The organism is uncultured Ralstonia sp., from assembly GCA_913056305.1.
Taxonomy (GTDB): Bacteria; Pseudomonadota; Gammaproteobacteria; order Burkholderiales; family Burkholderiaceae; genus Ralstonia.
Map to the genome: position 1 here is coordinate 1 of CAJXMR010000103.1, position 15,651 is coordinate 15,651.

The 15,651-nt window shown below is 66.5% G+C and carries 14 protein-coding genes; 3 read left to right on the forward strand and 11 right to left on the reverse strand.

What is annotated here, in order from left to right:
- Position 1: 1 nt before the first annotated feature.
- The 8 genes from mraY to coq7 all read right to left on the reverse strand — a co-directional run bounded on the left by mraY (position 2) and on the right by coq7 (position 8,689).
- Entirely contained in the window at positions 2-1,171 is a 1,170-nt protein-coding gene (gene mraY / locus QZ609_RS15985) for a phospho-N-acetylmuramoyl-pentapeptide-transferase (protein WP_295496808.1), read from the reverse strand.
- 6 nt (positions 1,172-1,177) lie between these two features.
- Positions 1,178-2,626, reverse strand: a complete 1,449-nt coding sequence (gene murF / locus QZ609_RS15990) for a UDP-N-acetylmuramoyl-tripeptide--D-alanyl-D-alanine ligase (RefSeq protein ID WP_295496812.1) — start codon at positions 2,624-2,626, stop codon at positions 1,178-1,180.
- Positions 2,623-4,176, reverse strand: coding sequence for a UDP-N-acetylmuramoyl-L-alanyl-D-glutamate--2,6-diaminopimelate ligase (locus QZ609_RS15995; protein WP_295496815.1), 1,554 nt, complete (start codon positions 4,174-4,176; stop codon positions 2,623-2,625). The genes murF and QZ609_RS15995 overlap by 4 nt, the downstream gene beginning before the upstream one ends.
- Positions 4,173-5,960: a penicillin-binding protein 2 gene (locus tag QZ609_RS16000; RefSeq protein ID WP_295496818.1), complete on the reverse strand. Its 1,788-nt coding sequence runs from the start codon at positions 5,958-5,960 to the stop codon at positions 4,173-4,175. The genes QZ609_RS15995 and QZ609_RS16000 overlap by 4 nt, the downstream gene beginning before the upstream one ends.
- On the reverse strand, positions 5,957-6,286 hold the full coding sequence (gene ftsL, locus QZ609_RS16005) for a cell division protein FtsL (protein ID WP_295496821.1): 330 nt from the start codon (positions 6,284-6,286) through the stop codon (positions 5,957-5,959). The genes QZ609_RS16000 and ftsL overlap by 4 nt, the downstream gene beginning before the upstream one ends.
- 19 nt (positions 6,287-6,305) lie before the next feature.
- On the reverse strand, positions 6,306-7,265 hold the full coding sequence (rsmH, locus tag QZ609_RS16010; protein ID WP_295496824.1) for a 16S rRNA (cytosine(1402)-N(4))-methyltransferase RsmH: 960 nt from the start codon (positions 7,263-7,265) through the stop codon (positions 6,306-6,308).
- A gap of 9 nt (positions 7,266-7,274) precedes the next feature.
- Positions 7,275-7,703 (reverse strand): division/cell wall cluster transcriptional repressor MraZ, encoded by a 429-nt coding sequence (mraZ, locus tag QZ609_RS16015; protein WP_295496827.1) that lies wholly within the window; start codon positions 7,701-7,703, stop codon positions 7,275-7,277.
- Positions 7,704-8,053: 350 nt separating this feature from the next.
- Positions 8,054-8,689 carry a 2-polyprenyl-3-methyl-6-methoxy-1,4-benzoquinone monooxygenase gene (coq7, locus tag QZ609_RS16020; protein WP_295496830.1) on the reverse strand — a complete coding sequence of 212 codons (636 nt, stop codon included), beginning with the start codon at positions 8,687-8,689 and terminating at the stop codon, positions 8,054-8,056.
- Between the two features lie 379 nt (positions 8,690-9,068).
- Between coq7 and QZ609_RS16025 the strand changes: the two genes are divergently transcribed.
- Both QZ609_RS16025 and QZ609_RS16030 read left to right on the forward strand, forming a co-directional pair.
- Positions 9,069-10,244, forward strand: coding sequence for a porin (locus QZ609_RS16025; RefSeq protein WP_295496832.1), 1,176 nt, complete (start codon positions 9,069-9,071; stop codon positions 10,242-10,244).
- Positions 10,245-10,491: 247 nt separating this feature from the next.
- Entirely contained in the window at positions 10,492-11,811 is a 1,320-nt protein-coding gene (locus QZ609_RS16030; RefSeq protein ID WP_295496834.1) for an MFS transporter, read from the forward strand.
- Positions 11,812-11,876: 65 nt separating this feature from the next.
- On the opposite strand, the gene arfB is transcribed toward QZ609_RS16030, so the two are convergent.
- Positions 11,877-12,311: an alternative ribosome rescue aminoacyl-tRNA hydrolase ArfB gene (gene arfB, locus QZ609_RS16035; protein WP_295496845.1), complete on the reverse strand. Its 435-nt coding sequence runs from the start codon at positions 12,309-12,311 to the stop codon at positions 11,877-11,879.
- 147 nt (positions 12,312-12,458) lie between these two features.
- On the opposite strand from arfB, the gene QZ609_RS16040 reads away from it, so the two are divergent.
- A complete protein-coding gene (locus tag QZ609_RS16040) occupies positions 12,459-13,076 on the forward strand; it encodes a hemolysin III family protein (protein WP_295496837.1) in 618 nt (205 codons plus the stop codon).
- 75 nt (positions 13,077-13,151) lie between these two features.
- Here the strand turns inward: QZ609_RS16040 and QZ609_RS16045 are convergent, their stop codons facing one another.
- Together QZ609_RS16045 and QZ609_RS16050 are read right to left on the reverse strand one after the other, a co-directional pair.
- Entirely contained in the window at positions 13,152-14,861 is a 1,710-nt protein-coding gene (locus tag QZ609_RS16045; RefSeq protein WP_295496839.1) for a long-chain fatty acid--CoA ligase, read from the reverse strand.
- Positions 14,862-14,997: 136 nt separating this feature from the next.
- On the reverse strand, positions 14,998-15,651 hold a 654-nt coding region (locus QZ609_RS16050; protein ID WP_295496842.1), incomplete at its 5' end, for an aminopeptidase.

Below are 15,651 nucleotides of genomic sequence, written 5' to 3' on the forward strand. Positions count from 1 at the left end.
CTCACCGCAGCTTCAGGGTCGACAGGCCGATCAGCACCAGCATCATGGTGATGACCCAGAAGCGCACGACCACCTGCGTCTCCTTCCAGCCGGACAGCTCGAAATGGTGGTGCAGCGGCGCCATGCGGAACAACCGCCGGCCCTCGCCATAACGTTTCTTGGTGTACTTGAACCACGTCACCTGCAGCATCACCGAGACGGTCTCGGCCACGAAGATGCCGCCCATGATGAAGAGCACGATCTCCTGGCGCACGATCACGGCGATGGTGCCCAGCGCCCCGCCCAATGCCAGCGCGCCGACGTCGCCCATGAACACCTGCGCCGGATGCGCGTTGAACCAGAGGAACGCGAGCCCCGCCCCGGCCATCGCCGAGCAGAAGATCAGCAGCTCGCCCGCGCCCGGAATGTGCGGGAACAGCAGGTACTTGCTGTAGACGGCGCTGCCCATCACGTAGGCGAAGATGCCCAGCGCGCTGCCCACCAGCACCACCGGCATGATGACGAGGCCATCCAGGCCGTCGGTCAGGTTCACCGCGTTACTGGAGCCGACGATCACGAGATAGGTCAGCACGATGAAGCCGAACACGCCCAGCGGGTAGCTGACTTCCTTGAAGAACGGCACGATCAGGTGCGACTTGGCCGGCAGGTTCAGCGAGAAGCCGCTGCGCACCCAGTCCAGGAACAGCTCCAGCACGCGCATGTTGCTGGTCTCGGACACCGAGAACGCCAGGTACGCGGCGGCAAACAGGCCGATCACGGTCTGCCAGAAGAACTTCTCGCGCGAGGACATGCCCTTCGGGTCGCGGTGCACGACCTTGCGGTAGTCGTCCACCCAGCCGACCGCGCCGTAGCCGAGCGTGACCAGCAGCACGATCCAGATGAAACGGTTGCCCCAGTCGCACCACAGCAGCGTCGACACGGCAATGCCGATCAGCACCAGCACGCCGCCCATGGTGGGCGTGCCGGCCTTGACCAGGTGCGTCTGCGGGCCATAGCTGCGCACGGCCTGGCCGACCTTCAGCTCCGTCAGGCGACGGATCACCCACGGCCCGAAGCCGAGGCCGATCAGCAGCGCCGTGAGGGAAGCCATCACGGCGCGAAACGTCAGATAGTTGAAGACGCGCAGGAAGCCGTAGTCGTTCTGCAGCCATTGCGCCAATGCCAATAACATGGGTTCTTAATTCCCTGAATGCTTGTGTTGCGTGGTGGAGGCGGCCGGCGATTCTGCTGCCGGGTCTTTCAAGACCAGCGCTTCGACAATGCGTTCCATCCGCATGAAGCGCGAGCCCTTCACCAAAACCGTCGCGCCCGGCGCAATCGCCGGCACGCCCTGTTCAATCAATGCCTCGGCCGATTCGAAATGCCGTGCACCCGCGCCGAAGGTGTCCACCGTGTGACGTGCCAGTTCGCCCGTGGCCAGCACCGCATCGATGCCGCGCTCGCGGGCGTACGCGCCGACCTCCTCGTGGAACGCGGGGCCTTGCGAGCCGACCTCACCCATGTCGCCGAGCACCAGCCAGCGCGGCGCGGGCAGCGTGACGAGCGCGTCGATGGCGGCGCGCATGGAATCCGGATTGGCGTTGTACGTGTCGTCGATGACGAGACCGCCGCGTGCGCCCGGCTTGCGCTGCAGCCGCCCCTTGACCGGCCCGAAGTTACTCAGCGCCTGGGCGATCACGTCGGGCGCGACGCCAGCAGCCAGCGCGCACGCGGTGGCGGCCAGCGCGTTGCGGGCGTTGTGCACGCCCAGCAGCGGCAGCGTGAAGGCAAAGCGCTGGCCCGGCGCCTGCACGTCGATGTGCTGGCCATCGGTCGTGTCCGTCACCACGCCGGTCACGGCGCCGGCTTCAATTCCGAAATCGAGCACGCGCCGCGCACCCGCTGCTGCGCGCCACAGCGGAGCGTATTCACCGCCGTTGGCTGCATCGCGCGGGAACACCGCCACACCGTCGGCCGGCAGGGCGGCCAGCACGGCGGCGTGCTCGGCCGCCACGGCCTCCACGCTGACCATGAATTCCTGGTGCTCGCGCTGCGCGTTGTTGATCATCGCCACCGTCGGCTGGGCGATGGCGGCCAGCACGGCGGTCTCGCCCGGGTGGTTCATGCCGAGTTCGAGCACGGCCAGCTTGTGCTGCGCGTTCAGGCGGAACAGCGTGAGCGGCAGGCCGATCTCGTTGTTGAGGTTGCCTGCGGTCGCCAGGCGGGCATCCTCGCCCACGGCCTGCGCGAAGATCGCCGAGATCATCTCCTTGACCGTGGTCTTGCCGTTGCTGCCCGTCACCGCCACCACCGGAATGGGGAACCGGCGACGCCAGCCGGCAGCGAGCTGCCCCAGGGCGATGCGCGTGTCGGCCACCGTCAGCACGGCCGCACCGGACACATCCAGCGAGGCGGCCGGTGCACGCGACACCAGCACCGCGGCGGCACCGCGCGCAATCACGTCAGCCAGGAAGTCATGCGCATCAAAGCGCTCCCCGATCAGCGCGACGAACAAATCGCCGGGCTGCACGGCGCGGCTGTCGGTCGTCACGCGATGGATGGCGGCGTCCGGTCCGGCCAGGTGCGCGCCGGCCATCCAGGCGGCGGCATCGGTGGCGTGCATCATCACGGTCTGGGCGGCGCTCATGCGTTCACCCCACGGGCGGCCAGCGCCAGGCGCACATGCTCCTGGTCGGAGAATGGGCGCTTGCGGCCGGCGATCTCCTGCGTCGATTCATGTCCCTTGCCGGCCACGACGATCACGTCGTGCGCATCGGCGTGGCGCACCGCGTGCAGGATGGCGGCGGCGCGGTCTTCAATTTGCGTGGCCGCATCCGGCGCGTCCATGCCGTCGGCGATCATGTCGAGAATCTGTTGCGGGTCTTCGCTGCGCGGGTTGTCGGAGGTCAGCACCACGTGCTGCGCCAGCCGCTCCGCGATGGCGCCCATCTGCGGGCGCTTGCCCGGGTCGCGATCGCCGCCGCAGCCGAACACGGCCCACAGCTTGCCCCCGCGTGCCTCGGTGATCGGCGCGAGCGCGCGCAGCGTCTGCTCCAGCGCATCCGGCGTGTGGGCGTAGTCGACCACCACCAGCGGGCCGTCCTCGCCGCCGAAGCGCTCCATGCGACCGCTTACCGGTTGCAGCTTCTCCAGGCGGGCGATAGCGTCCTGCCACGGCACGCCGGCCGCCAGCAGCGCTCCCAGCACGCCCAGCAGGTTTGAGACGTTGAACAGGCCGACCGTCGGCGCATGCACCGTCGCGCGGCCGAAACTGCCATCCACATCGAAGGTCGTGCCGGTACGGTGCGCGCGTACGTTGCTGGCGCGCAGCCACTGCTTGGCGCCATGCTGGGCGGCGGCCTCGCCGTCGATACCGTATTCGATCGTCTCGATGCCGGCACGGGCGTTCTGCAGCAGCCGCACACCCGCCGCGTCGTCGCGGTTGATGACGGCGGCGCGCAGGCCCGGCCAACCGAACAGGCGGGCCTTGGCGAGTTCGTACTCAGCCATGGTGCCGTGGTAGTCGAGGTGGTCCTGCGTCAGGTTGGTGAACACCGCGATGTCGAAGCGCGTGCCGTCCACGCGGCCCTGCTCCAGGCCATGCGACGACACTTCCATGGCGATGGCGCGGGCGCCAGCGCGGTGCAGGTCGGCCAGGCTGTGCTGGAGCTGGATGGCATCGGGCGTGGTGAAGCCGGTCGTAACCAGCGCATCGACAAACCCGGTGCCGAGCGTACCCACCACTGCGCAGCGCTCGCCGCGGCTAGTGAGTGCCTGCGCGATCCACTGCGAGCATGAGGTCTTGCCGTTGGTGCCCGTCACGCCGACCACGCGCAGCGCCTCCGGCCCCGGCACGCCATACCACTGCGCGGCCAGCGGCCCGGCCAGCTCGGCCAGGTCATCCACCGGCAGGATGCGCACCGGCGCGTCGGCCGGAACCACGTAGCCATGCGCCTCGGCCAGCACGGCGGCGGCGCCGGCCTCGATGGCCTGCGGAATGTGCGGGCGGCCATCGCCGCGCTGGCGCTGGTTGCCCAGCACATAGGCGACGAACACATCGCCGGTCTTGAGCTTGCGGGTGTCGCTGGTGAGGTCGGCCCCGGCCGGCACCTGCGCGCGCAGCCAGTCGAGCACGGGCGCGAGGCGCACGGCGACGGACGGGCGATCAGAGGTCACGGTCGTTGATCGGGCCGTCATTGCAGCCCCCCCACGGGTTCTTCCGGCACTTCCGGGGTCATCACAAGCTGGCGCACGGGCGAATCCGGCGGCACGTTCAAGGCGCGCAGGGCGCCGCCCATGATCTGCGAAAACACCGGTCCGGCCGCCCCGCCGCCGTAGCGGTTGCCCACCGTGGGCTCGTCCACGCTCACCGCCACGATGATGCGCGGGTTCGACATCGGCGCCAGGCCAATGAACGAGGCGCGATACTTGGAGCGGTCATAGCCGCGCCCGGTGTGCTTCCAGGCCGTGCCAGTTTTGCCGCCCACACGGTAGCCCATCACCTGGGCCTGGGGCGCGGTGCCGCCGGGCGCTGTCACCGTCTCCAGCATCTGACGGACCTGCCGCGCCACCTCCGGCGAGATCACGCGCTCGCCCTGCGGCGGCTGGCCATTGGTGCGGTACATCGTGACCGGGATCAGCTCGCCATCGTGCGCGAAGATGGTGTAGGCGTGTGCAATCTGGAACAGTGAGACCGACAAGCCGTAGCCGTACGACATGGTCGCCTGCTCGATGCGGCGCCATTTGTTTGCCGGCCGCAGCCGTCCCGCCACCGCGCCCGGAAAGCCGATCTTGGGCGCCTGCCCCAAGCCGACGCTCGTGAACATGTCCCACATTTCCTGCGGCTTGAGCGTCATCGCGATCTTGGTCGTGCCGATGTTGCTCGAGTGCTGGATGACCTGCGCGACCGTCAGCGTGCCGTAGTTGCTGGTATCGGAAATGGTTGCGCCTTCAAAGCTGTATTTGCCGTTGGTCTGCACCAGCGTGGTGGGCGTCACGCGCTTGAGCTGCAACGCCAGGCTGATGGTGATCGGCTTCATCATCGAGCCGGGCTCGAAGGTGTCGGTCAGCACGCGGTTGCGCAGCTGCTCGCCTGACAGGCGACTGCGATCGTTCGGGTTGTAGGTCGGGTAGTTCGCCAGGGCCAGCACTTCGCCGGTCTGGGCATCCAGCACGATGGCACTGGCGGCCTTGGCATGGGTGCGCTCAATGGCGGCCTTGAGTTCGTTGAAGGTCAGGTACTGGATCTTGGCGTCGATCGACAGCGTCTGGTCGTGGCCATCGCGCGGCGCCTTGAGCACGCCCACGTCTTCCACCACGCGGCCCAGGCGGTCCTTGATCACCTGGCGCTGGCCGGACGCGCCGGTCAGGTCGAGATCACGCGCCAGTTCCATGCCTTCCTGGCCCTTGTCCTCGACGTTGGTGAAGCCGACGATGTGCGCCATCGCCTCCCCTTCCGGGTAGAAGCGCTTGTATTCGCGCGTCTGGTAGACGCCGTCGATCTTCAGGCCAGCAATCTGGTCGGCCACCTCGGGCAACACCTGGCGCTTGAGGTAGACGAAGCCCTTGTCCTCGCCCAGCTTGGCGGCGAGTTCCTTATTGTTCATGCCGAGCAGCTTGGCGAGCTTCTGCATGTCGTCGCCGGGCACGGTGTTGGGCACGTCTTCGGGTACCGCCCAGATGGCCTTGACCGGCAGGCTGGTGGCCAGCACCAGGCCGTTGCGATCGAGGATCTTTCCGCGCGTGGCCGGCAGCTCCAGCGTGCGCTGGAAGCGCTTCTTGCCCTCGGCCTCGTAGAAGCGGTTGCCCGGGCCCTGGATCCACAACGCGCGGCCGATCAGCGCCACGAATGCGGCGAACATCAGGAACACCACCAGCTTCGAGCGCCACATCGGCAGGCGCAGGCCCAGCACCGGGCTGGCGGAGAACTGACCGAGGCGCGCGCGCGCCGTGGTGCCGTTGGATTTGCGTGCGCCGCTCATGGCTGAACTCCCGAAGCCGTGGGCGCGCTGGCCGTGGCGGCGGACGCCGCTGCCGGCGCATCGGCAAACCCCTGCAGATACTGCGTGCGGCCCGCCTGTGCGGGCGCCATCTTCAATTGCATACGTGCGATATCAGCGATACGCGCACTCTTGCCCAGCGCGCTCTGCTCATATTGCAGGCGCGACCAGTCCGTATTCAGTTGCTTTTCTTCCGCCTGCGCGCGGTCCAGCGCGACAAACAATTGCCGCGCCTGGTGCTGCGCATTGACCAGCGACAGCGCGCACAGCACCAGCGCGGTCAGCAGGAACATGTTCAGGCGGTTCATGGCGTGGGGGCTCCGTCGGTCAGCAGCGCTCGGCCACGCGCATGATGGCCGAGCGCGCCCGCGGATTGGCCGACACCTCGGCCTCCGACGGCTTCACACGGCCCAGCAGGCGCAACTGCGGCGCCGGCAGCTCATGCGCACGCAGCGGCATCCGACGCATTTCCGGCGCGGCGGATTGCTCCGGGCGCGCCAGGGCCTGCATGAAGCGCTTGACGATGCGGTCTTCCAGCGAATGGAAGCTGATCACGACGAGCCGTCCTCCCTGTTCGAGCCGTTCAAAAGCCGCCTTCAGACCGGTTTCGAGGTCCGCAAGCTCTTGATTGACGTGAATCCGTAGAGCTTGAAAGGTGCGGGTCGCAGGGTCTTGACCCTTCTCGCGTGTCTTGACGGCTTGCGCCACGAGCGCGGCAAGCTCGGATGTGCGATCGAGAGGACCTCGATCCCCGGATTGGCCCCGGCGAGCAACAATCGCCTTTGCAATCTGTACAGCAAACCGTTCTTCCCCATAGTCCCGTATCACCCTCGCAATGTCGCGCTCATCGGCCTCGGCCAGCCATTGGGCTGCGGTGATGCCGCGCGTGGTGTCCATCCGCATGTCGAGCGGGCCATCCATCCGGAACGAGAAGCCGCGCGCGCCTTCGTCGATCTGCGGCGAGCTGATGCCCAGATCGAGCAGCACGCCGGCCACCCGTTCAATGCCGCGCGCGTCCAGGCATGAGGCCATCTGCGCGAAGCTGTCATGCTCAATAGCGAAGCGGGCATCCTCTACGGTGCCCGCTTCGGTGATTGCTGCCGGGTCCTTGTCGAAGGCGACAAGTCTGCCGCCGGGCCCCAGCCGCTCCAGGATGAGCCGGCTGTGGCCGCCTCTCCCGAAGGTTCCATCGATATAGGTGCCGTCATCGCGCCAGATGAGAGCATCGACCGCTTCGTCTCTGAGCACCGTTTGATGGCGCAGTCCCGAACTGGCTTGGGTTGTCATCGTGCGTCATCAAAAGGAGAAATTCTTGAGGGCGTCGGGCATGCCTTGCGCCATGGCGGCCTGCTCCTTCGCGGTGTACGTGGCGGCGTCCCAGACCTCGAAGTGGCTGCCCATACCGAGCAGCATCACGTCGCGTTCCAGGCTCGCGGCCATGCGCAGTTCCGGGGTGACGAGCACGCGCCCAGCGGTATCGAGCTCCACATCGGCGGCGCTGCCCAGGAAGATCCGCTTCCACCAGTGGGCTTCCATCGGCAGCGCGGCGATGCGCTCGCGAAAGCGTTCCCACTCCGGGCGCGGAAACAGCATGAGGCAGCCGTCCGGGTGCTTGGTCAAAGTCACCCGGCCCTCGGCCTGCAGCTGAAGCGCTTCGCGGTGCCGGGCGGGAATGGACATCCGCCCCTTGGCATCCAGCGTCAGCGCCGACGCTCCCTGGAACACTTGGATTTTCTCTCCGTACCGCGGTCGATACCACTGTCAAACGGCCGTCAAAATGGCCCGTTCAAACCACAAAACTACACTTTCTGACACTGTTTCCCACTTTAGAGGAACCCCTTTAGACGGTCAAGGCTTGGTCGACCCTGTCAGGAGGATTTTTTGCAATCAGAACAATGACTTAGCACGACCGCACCAAGGTGGCGCAGCGGTTTTCCCAATGAAATGAAGGAGATAGCGTGGTTTATGGAGAAACCACGTGAGAGAACGACGGGCGCCGCGACGGTCAATGAACCGTCGCGGGCAGGCTCGGACGAATGGCGGAGACGCGCCGCGCGAGCATCGCGCGGCCGGCGTCAGATGCGGTAGGCGGTGGTGGTCATGACGCGCGAGGCTGCGCGCATGGCCCGGCGGATGGGCTCGGGCAGCTCGACGCCGCCGGCTGCGCGGGCATTGTCGCCGTGGCGGACTTCGTCGTCGCGCATCTGGGCGACGATGGCGCGTGAGCGGGCGTCCTGCTCGGGCAGGCGGTCGAGGTGGCCGTCGAGGTGGTGCTCGACCTGGCGTTCGGTCTCGGCGACGAAGCCGAGGCTGATCTTGTCGCCCAGGCGCCCGGCCAGCGCACCGATGGCAAAGGCGCCGGCGTACCAAAGCGGGTTGAGCAGGCTCGGGCGGTCGTTCAGTTCCTGCAGGCGCTGGGCGCACCAGGCGAGGTGGTCTTCCTCCTCGCGTGCGGCCTCGTCGAGCTGCGCGCGGATGGCGGGCTCGCGCGCAAACAGCGCCTGGCCCTGGTACAGCGCCTGGGCACAGACCTCGCCGACATGGTTCACACGCATCAGGCCCGCGGCGTGGCGACGCTCGGGCTCGGAGAGCTTTGCGGTGTCCTCGGCGCCGGTGACGATGGCGGCGGCAGGGTTCGGTCGGCTGGCGCGGGTGACGCCGGCCACGGCGCGCAAGGCGCGGTCGAATTCGGGAATGAAGCGATCAAGCATGGCAAGAGGTGCCGGCGGTCAAGGTGCGCGGTATGTTCGCCATTGTACGGCCCGCGCCCCGTGCGGCCTTGCTTTCCGTCAGATGCAAGGCTTCAGACACAACGTTACGGGATAACCCGGTGGCGACCTTGCATCACATCTGGATTCACGGGGAATCAGGCAAACACACGCTGCATCTGTTGCAAAATTCGAAACAGCGTGTTGCCCGAATCAGACAGCGAACGCGCGTTTACGAACATTCGTTCGCAAAATCGAGCCCTGAGGCGTCACACGTTGCTACATTTGTCTGCGACTTCGTTTGAAAGTCGTGCGGCGGAAAGACGGGAACGGAGGGTCTGCCCGCCTACAAAACCCAAATAAAGAGATTGGAGACCGACCGATGAAAAAATCGCTGCTGGCATTGGCAGTGCTGGGTACGTTTGCGGGTGTCGCGCAGGCGCAATCCAGCGTGACGCTGTATGGCGTGGTGGACGCCAACGTTGAATACGTGAACCACGAGCAGAACGTCACGTCGTCCGGCATCGCCCTTCCGGGCAGCAGCGGCTCGCGCGTAGCGATGCAGGCAGGCGGCTTGTCTTCCAACCGTTGGGGCTTGCGCGGCGTGGAAGACATCGGCGGCGGCCTGAAGAGCCTGTTCGTGCTGGAATCGGGCTTCTCCATGAACGATGGCAAGTCGCAGCAAGGCGGCCGCCTGTTCGGCCGTCAAGCCTTCGTGGGCCTGCAAGGCAACTGGGGCAAGATCACGCTGGGCCGCCAATACACCACGATCTTCGACATGATGGCGAACTTCTCGCCGAGCGGTTACGCGACGCAGTGGGAGCCGGTGGTCGGCCTGCTGGGCGCGAACTTCCGCGAAGACAACATGATGAAGTACGCCGGCGCCTTTGGCCCGGTGACGGTGGAAGGCCACTGGTCGTTCGGCCAGCGCGCCGGCAGCCAGACGGCCAACTCGGCGTATGGCCTGGGCGCCAACTACTTTGCCGGTCCGTTCGGCCTGGGCGTGGCGTACGACGAAGTGAAGGTCCTGACCGCTGCCGAAGCGCTGGGCCTTGCCGCAGGCAACGACTATGCGCGCGACAAGCGCGCCGCCATCGCTGCCAGCTACACGGTGGGCCCGTTCAAGGTGATGGGTGGCTACCGCTACGGCAACACGCAAACGCAGACGACCGGCGCCGTGTCGGCACTGCTGCCGCACCGCGACGACCTGTACTGGATCGGTGCGAACTACCAGGCGACCAGCGCGCTGGGCTTCACGCTGTCGTACTACTACGACAACATCAAGGAAGCGACCATCGGCACCACCGTGGTCCACCCGAACAAGCCGCAGCAGTGGAACTTCATCGCCGACTACAACTTCTCCAAGCGCACCGACGTGTACTTCACGGCGGCTTATGCTCGCAATGCTTCGCTGAACTGGGATTCGATCGGCTACGTGCCGACGGCCGGCGGCCAACTGTCGGTGGGCTACCTGCCGGCAGCGTCGCAGACGTACTTCATCACGCCGGATGCCACCAGCCAGCTGGGCGCAGCCATCGGTATCCGCCACAAGTTCTGACGCACGCACGGCTGTTGTCCGCGCATTCTGTCCGCACCCCTCTCCTAGTTGCGGACGCAGAAAGGCACCTTCGGGTGCCTTTTTGCATGGCGGCGCGGCCAGACCGCCCACCGAAGACGGATTGAGCAGCGCCCACGCTCGGCGCACAATGTGCGGCGCGTCAAAGCAACGCGACCGCACAGAGCGGCCCGCCCCATGCACTGGCTGGAAGCCGCCACCCTCATCAGCACAACAACGGGAGACCCCAATGTCAGCATCGCCCTCCTCTCCGGCCATGACGGCGCCCGCCGCCGGCGCGACCGCCGAGACCAGCCGCTCGCGCATCGTCTTCGCAAGCTTCATCGGCACGGCCATCGAGTTCTACGATTTCTACGTCTACGCCACGGCCGCGGCGCTGGTGATCGGGCCGGTGTTCTTCCCGCACGGGTCGGCCACAGCGCAGGCGCTGTCCGCCTTCATCACGTTCGGCATCGCCTTCATCGCACGGCCGATCGGCTCGTTCCTGTTCGGCCACTTTGGCGATCGCATCGGGCGTAAGTCGACGCTGGTCGCCTCGCTGCTGGTGATGGGCGTCTCGACCACGCTGATCGGCTTCGTGCCGGGCTACGACAGCATCGGCAGCCTCGCGCCGATCCTGCTGTGCGTGCTGCGCTTCGGCCAGGGCATCGGTCTGGGTGGTGAATGGGGCGGCGCGGCGCTGCTCGCCACCGAGAACGCGCCGGAAGGCAAGCGCGCGTGGTTCGGCATGTTCCCGCAGCTCGGGCCGTCGGTCGGCTTCCTGGCGTCGAACGGGCTGTTCTTCGGGCTGGCGGTGGCGCTGTCGGACGAGCAGTTCCGCAGCTGGGGCTGGCGCGTGCCGTTCCTGGTGAGCGCGGTGCTGGTGGCGCTGGGCCTGTATGTGCGGCTGAAGATCGCTGAGACGCCGGCCTTCCAGGCCGCCATCGATCGGCAGGAGCGCGTGAAGGTTCCGGTCGCCGAACTGCTGGCGCGCCACTGGCGGCCGACGCTGCTGGGCGCGCTGGCGATGGTGGTCTGCTACACGCTGTTCTATATCTCGACCGTGTTCTCGCTGTCGTATGGCGTGTCGGCGCTGCACTTCTCGCGGCCGAGCTTCCTGGGGCTGCTGTGCCTGGCGGTGGTGTTCATGGGGCTGGCGACGCCGCTATCGGCCCTGGCCTCGGACCGTTTCGGGCGCAAGCCGGTGCTGATCGTCGGCATCATCGCGGCCATCCTGTCGGGCTTCACGATGGCGCCGCTGCTGGGCAGCGGGTCGACGCCGCTGGTGGCGCTGTTCCTCATCATCGAGCTGTTCCTGATGGGCGTGACCTTCGCGCCGATGGGTGCGCTGCTGCCAGAGCTGTTCCCGACCAACGTGCGCTACACGGGCGCGGGTGTGTCGTACAACCTGGGCGGGATTCTCGGTGCGTCGATTGCGCCGTACATCGCGCAGGTGCTGGTGGCGCAGGGTGGCCTGAGCTGGGTGGGCGCGTATGTGTCGGTGGCGGCGGCGGTCAGCCTGATCGGCGTGCTGTGCATGCGTGAGACGCGCGATGCGCAGTTGATGTAGCCCGAACCAGTCCGCACACCTCACGCGAAATAGCGCCGGACGAGAATATTTGCCCGGTGTCGCGCTCAATCCCAAGAGGTGGAGCCGGAACGCCCGCGCTTGATATCACCGCGCGCACGCTTGCCTTCCAGGCGGCGGGTCTTGGAAGCGCGTGTGGGCTTGGTGGCGATACGTGACTTGGGCACGGGCAGCCCGGCCGCGATGAAAGCGGCCAGACGTTCACGGGCATCCTGACGGTTGCGGTCCTGGGTACGGAACCGTTGGGCATCGATCACCAGCACGCCCTCATCGGTCAAACGGCGATCGCGCTTTGCCAGCAAGCGGGCGCGCAACGCCTCGGGCAACGAGGGCGATTGGGCGATGTCGAAACGCAGCTCCACCGCCGTAGACACCTTGTTGACGTTCTGTCCGCCCGCCCCGCTCGCGCGCACAAAGCGCTCGACCAGTTCCGTATCCGGAATGGTCAAATGGGACGCGATTTGGAGGTCTGTGCTGGGCATTGAGGGATTGTAAGGGGCGCCGTTGTGCGCTTGGTTGGCCGCAGCATCAAGGCACGCCACCCGGAACATGCCAGCGCGTGCAAAAATAAGGCCATTGCATTCCTCCGAATGCCCCCCCCCCCACCGAGCCTTCCCGGAGATCAGCGCATGTATCGCGGAGAACGTTTCAATGGCGTCAGCCACCTGGCCGGCGCCATCCTTGCCGCCGCCGGCATGGCGGTGCTGGTGACATCCTCGGCGCTGCACCACGATGCCTGGAAGGTGGTCAGCGCCGTGGTCTACGGCACCACGCTGGTCCTGCTCTACACGATCTCGACGCTGTATCACAGCCTGCGCGGCCCGGCCAAGGGCCTCTTCCAGCGGCTGGACTATTGCGCCATCTACCTGCTGATCGCCGGCAGCTACACGCCGTTTGCGCTGGTGACGCTGCGCGGCCCCTGGGGCTGGACGCTGTTCGGGATCGACTGGGCGCTGGCGGCCATCGGCATCGCGCAGGAACTCTGGATCGGCCGCCGCACGCGCCTGTTCTCACTGCTGATCTACGTGGCAATGGGTTGGCTGGTGCTGATTGCCATGGGGCCGCTGGCGGCCGCGCTGCCCGCGCCGGGCCTGTGGTGGCTGGTGGCCGGCGGCGCGCTCTATACCGCGGGCATCGGCTTCTTTCTCTTTGACGAGAAGGTGCGGCACTTCCACGGCATCTGGCACCTGTTCGTGCTGGCGGGCAGTGCGTGCCAGTTCGTCAGCATCCTCAGGTATGTCGGCTGACCCGCCGCACCTCCTTGTGCCAGACAAATAAAAAGCCGCGACGAATCGCGGCTTTTTATTTGCGGCAGCGCAGATTCAAGCGCGCTTCTTCATCGCCTCATCCCGCAGCTCCCGCCGCAGGATCTTGCCGACGTTGGTCTTCGGCAGCTCGTTGCGGAACTCGATGAACTTCGGGCGCTTGTAGCCGGTGAGCTGTTCCTTGCAGAACGCCTGCAGCGTCTCTTCAGTGAGCGTGGGGTCGCGGCGCACCACGAACAGCTTGACCACCTCGCCCGAGTGCACGTCGGGCACGCCCACGGCGGCCACTTCCAGCACGCCCGGGCACATCGCCACCACGCCCTCGATCTCGTTCGGGTACACGTTGAAGCCCGAGACCAGGATCATGTCCTTCTTGCGGTCGACGATCTTCGTGTAGCCGCGCTCGTCCATCACGCCCACGTCGCCGGTCTTGAAGTAGCCGTCGGCGTACATGACCTTGGCGGTCTCGTCGGGGCGCTTCCAGTAGCCAGCCATGACCTGCGGGCCGCGGATGCAGATCTCGCCGGCCTGGCCGATGGGCAGGTCGCGGCCTTCGTCGTCGCGGATGGCGATTTCGGTGCCCGGGATCGGCAGGCCGACCGTGCCCGAGAACTTGTCCGTGTTGGTCGGGTTGCAGATGGCCGACGGCGAGGTTTCCGACAGGCCGTAGCCCTCGATGATCGGGCAGCCCGTCACTTCCAGCCACTTCTTGGCCACCGCCTCTTGCACCGCCATGCCGCCGCCGTTGGCCACGCGCAGGTTGGAGCAGTCGACGCTCTTGAACTCGGGGTTGTTCAGCAGCGCGTTGTACAGCGTGTTCACGGCCGGGAACATGTGGAAGCGGTACTGCTTGAGCACCTTGATGAAGCCCGGGATGTCGCGCGGGTTCGGGATCAGCACGGCCAGCCCGCCCTTGCGCATCGACAGCAGGCAGCACACCGTCAGCGCGAAGATGTGATACAGCGGCAGCGCGGTGATGGTGACGATCTCCTCGTCCCCGGCCAGCATGCGGCCGTCGCGGCCGGGCTTGGTCAGCGCCGGGTTCATCCATGCCTCGGACTGCAGCACGTTGGCCACGATGTTCCGATGCAGCAGCGTTGCGCCCTTCGACACGCCAGTGGTGCCGCCGGTGTACTGCAGGAAGGCCACGTCGTCCGGGCCGACCGAGGTCGGCTTGAGCGCCAGCTTGGCGCCCTCTTGCAGCGCGGTGTTGAAGCGGATGCAGCTGGGCAGCTCCCACGCCGGCACCATCTTCTTGACGCTGCGCACGACAAAGTTGACCAGCGCGCCCTTCAGGCCGCCCAGCAGGTCGCCCATGCTGGCCACCACGACGTGCTTGACCGGCGTGTTGGGCAGCACCTGCTGCAGCGTGGTCGCGAAGTTCTCCAGGATGACGATGGCCTCGGCGCCGCTGTCCTTGAGCTGGTGCTCGAGCTCGCGCGGGGTGTAGAGCGGGTTGACGTTGACGACCACGTAGCCTGCGCGCAGCACGGCAGCGAGCGCCACCGGGTACTGCAGCACGTTCGGCATCATCAGCGCGACACGGGCGCCGGGGGCCAGGCCCCGCGACTGCAGCCACGCCGCCAACTGGCGCGACAGCGTATCGACCTCACCATAGGTCAGCACCTTGCCCATGCACTCGAAAGCGCGGCGGTCACGGTTCTTCTGGAAGGAATCGTCGAGCAGATGCGCCAGGGATCGGAACTGCGACGCGTCGATCTCGGCCGGCACCCCGGCGGGGTATTGCTTCAGCCACGGTTTATCCATGGGCGTGTCTCCAGGGAATGTCGAATTATTTTCGAATGGTCGTTCGATTTTTTCCGCATCCTACGCGGGTGTGTGTGTCAAAACAATAACTTAGACGGTTCCCTCGGGCGGTCCACCATGCCTGAAACCGGTGCATCTATTGACTTGACGTCACTTTCTGTGCCTCTTTGCTCGGCGCCGCCGGTGGCGTCAGGACCGTCAGCGCCGCCTCGCGTTGTGGCTTGGGTTCGCGTGCCATCGCCTTGACGTCGGCGTAGAAGCGCGCCCAGTCGCGACCGTCCCGCTGGTACAGCGCCGTGAATGCCGGCACCCACTGCAGGTAGCTGACCACCGCGCCCAGATGGGCGTTCGACAGCGGCTGTGCGAACCACCGGTCGTAGCCGGTATAGCCGCCCCAGCTGGCCTTGAGCTTGGCGTAGTCGGCCTGCAGGCTGGCGAAGATGGCGCGCTTGGCCGTTCGTTTCTCGTCGTCCGGCGCGGGGCTCGCGTACAGCGCCTCCAGGCGGTTGCGGTAGTCCAGCAGCAAGGCGCGGAATTGTACGCGGCGGGCGTCGTAGAGGGCGTATTCCTCGCGCACCGCAGGGGTCGCCTCCTGCACCAGCCAGCGTTCGACGCCGATGGTCTCGACGGTGGTGGCAAAGGACTCGTTGAAGGCCGTATCGCCCTTGGCGTAGACCACCTGGTGCGCCAGTTCGTGGAAGATCAGCCGCGCCAGCTCCCCTTCGGGCAGGTTGACGAAGGTGTTGAGCAGCGGGTCGTCGAAATAACCCAGTGTGGAATACGCAGGAAT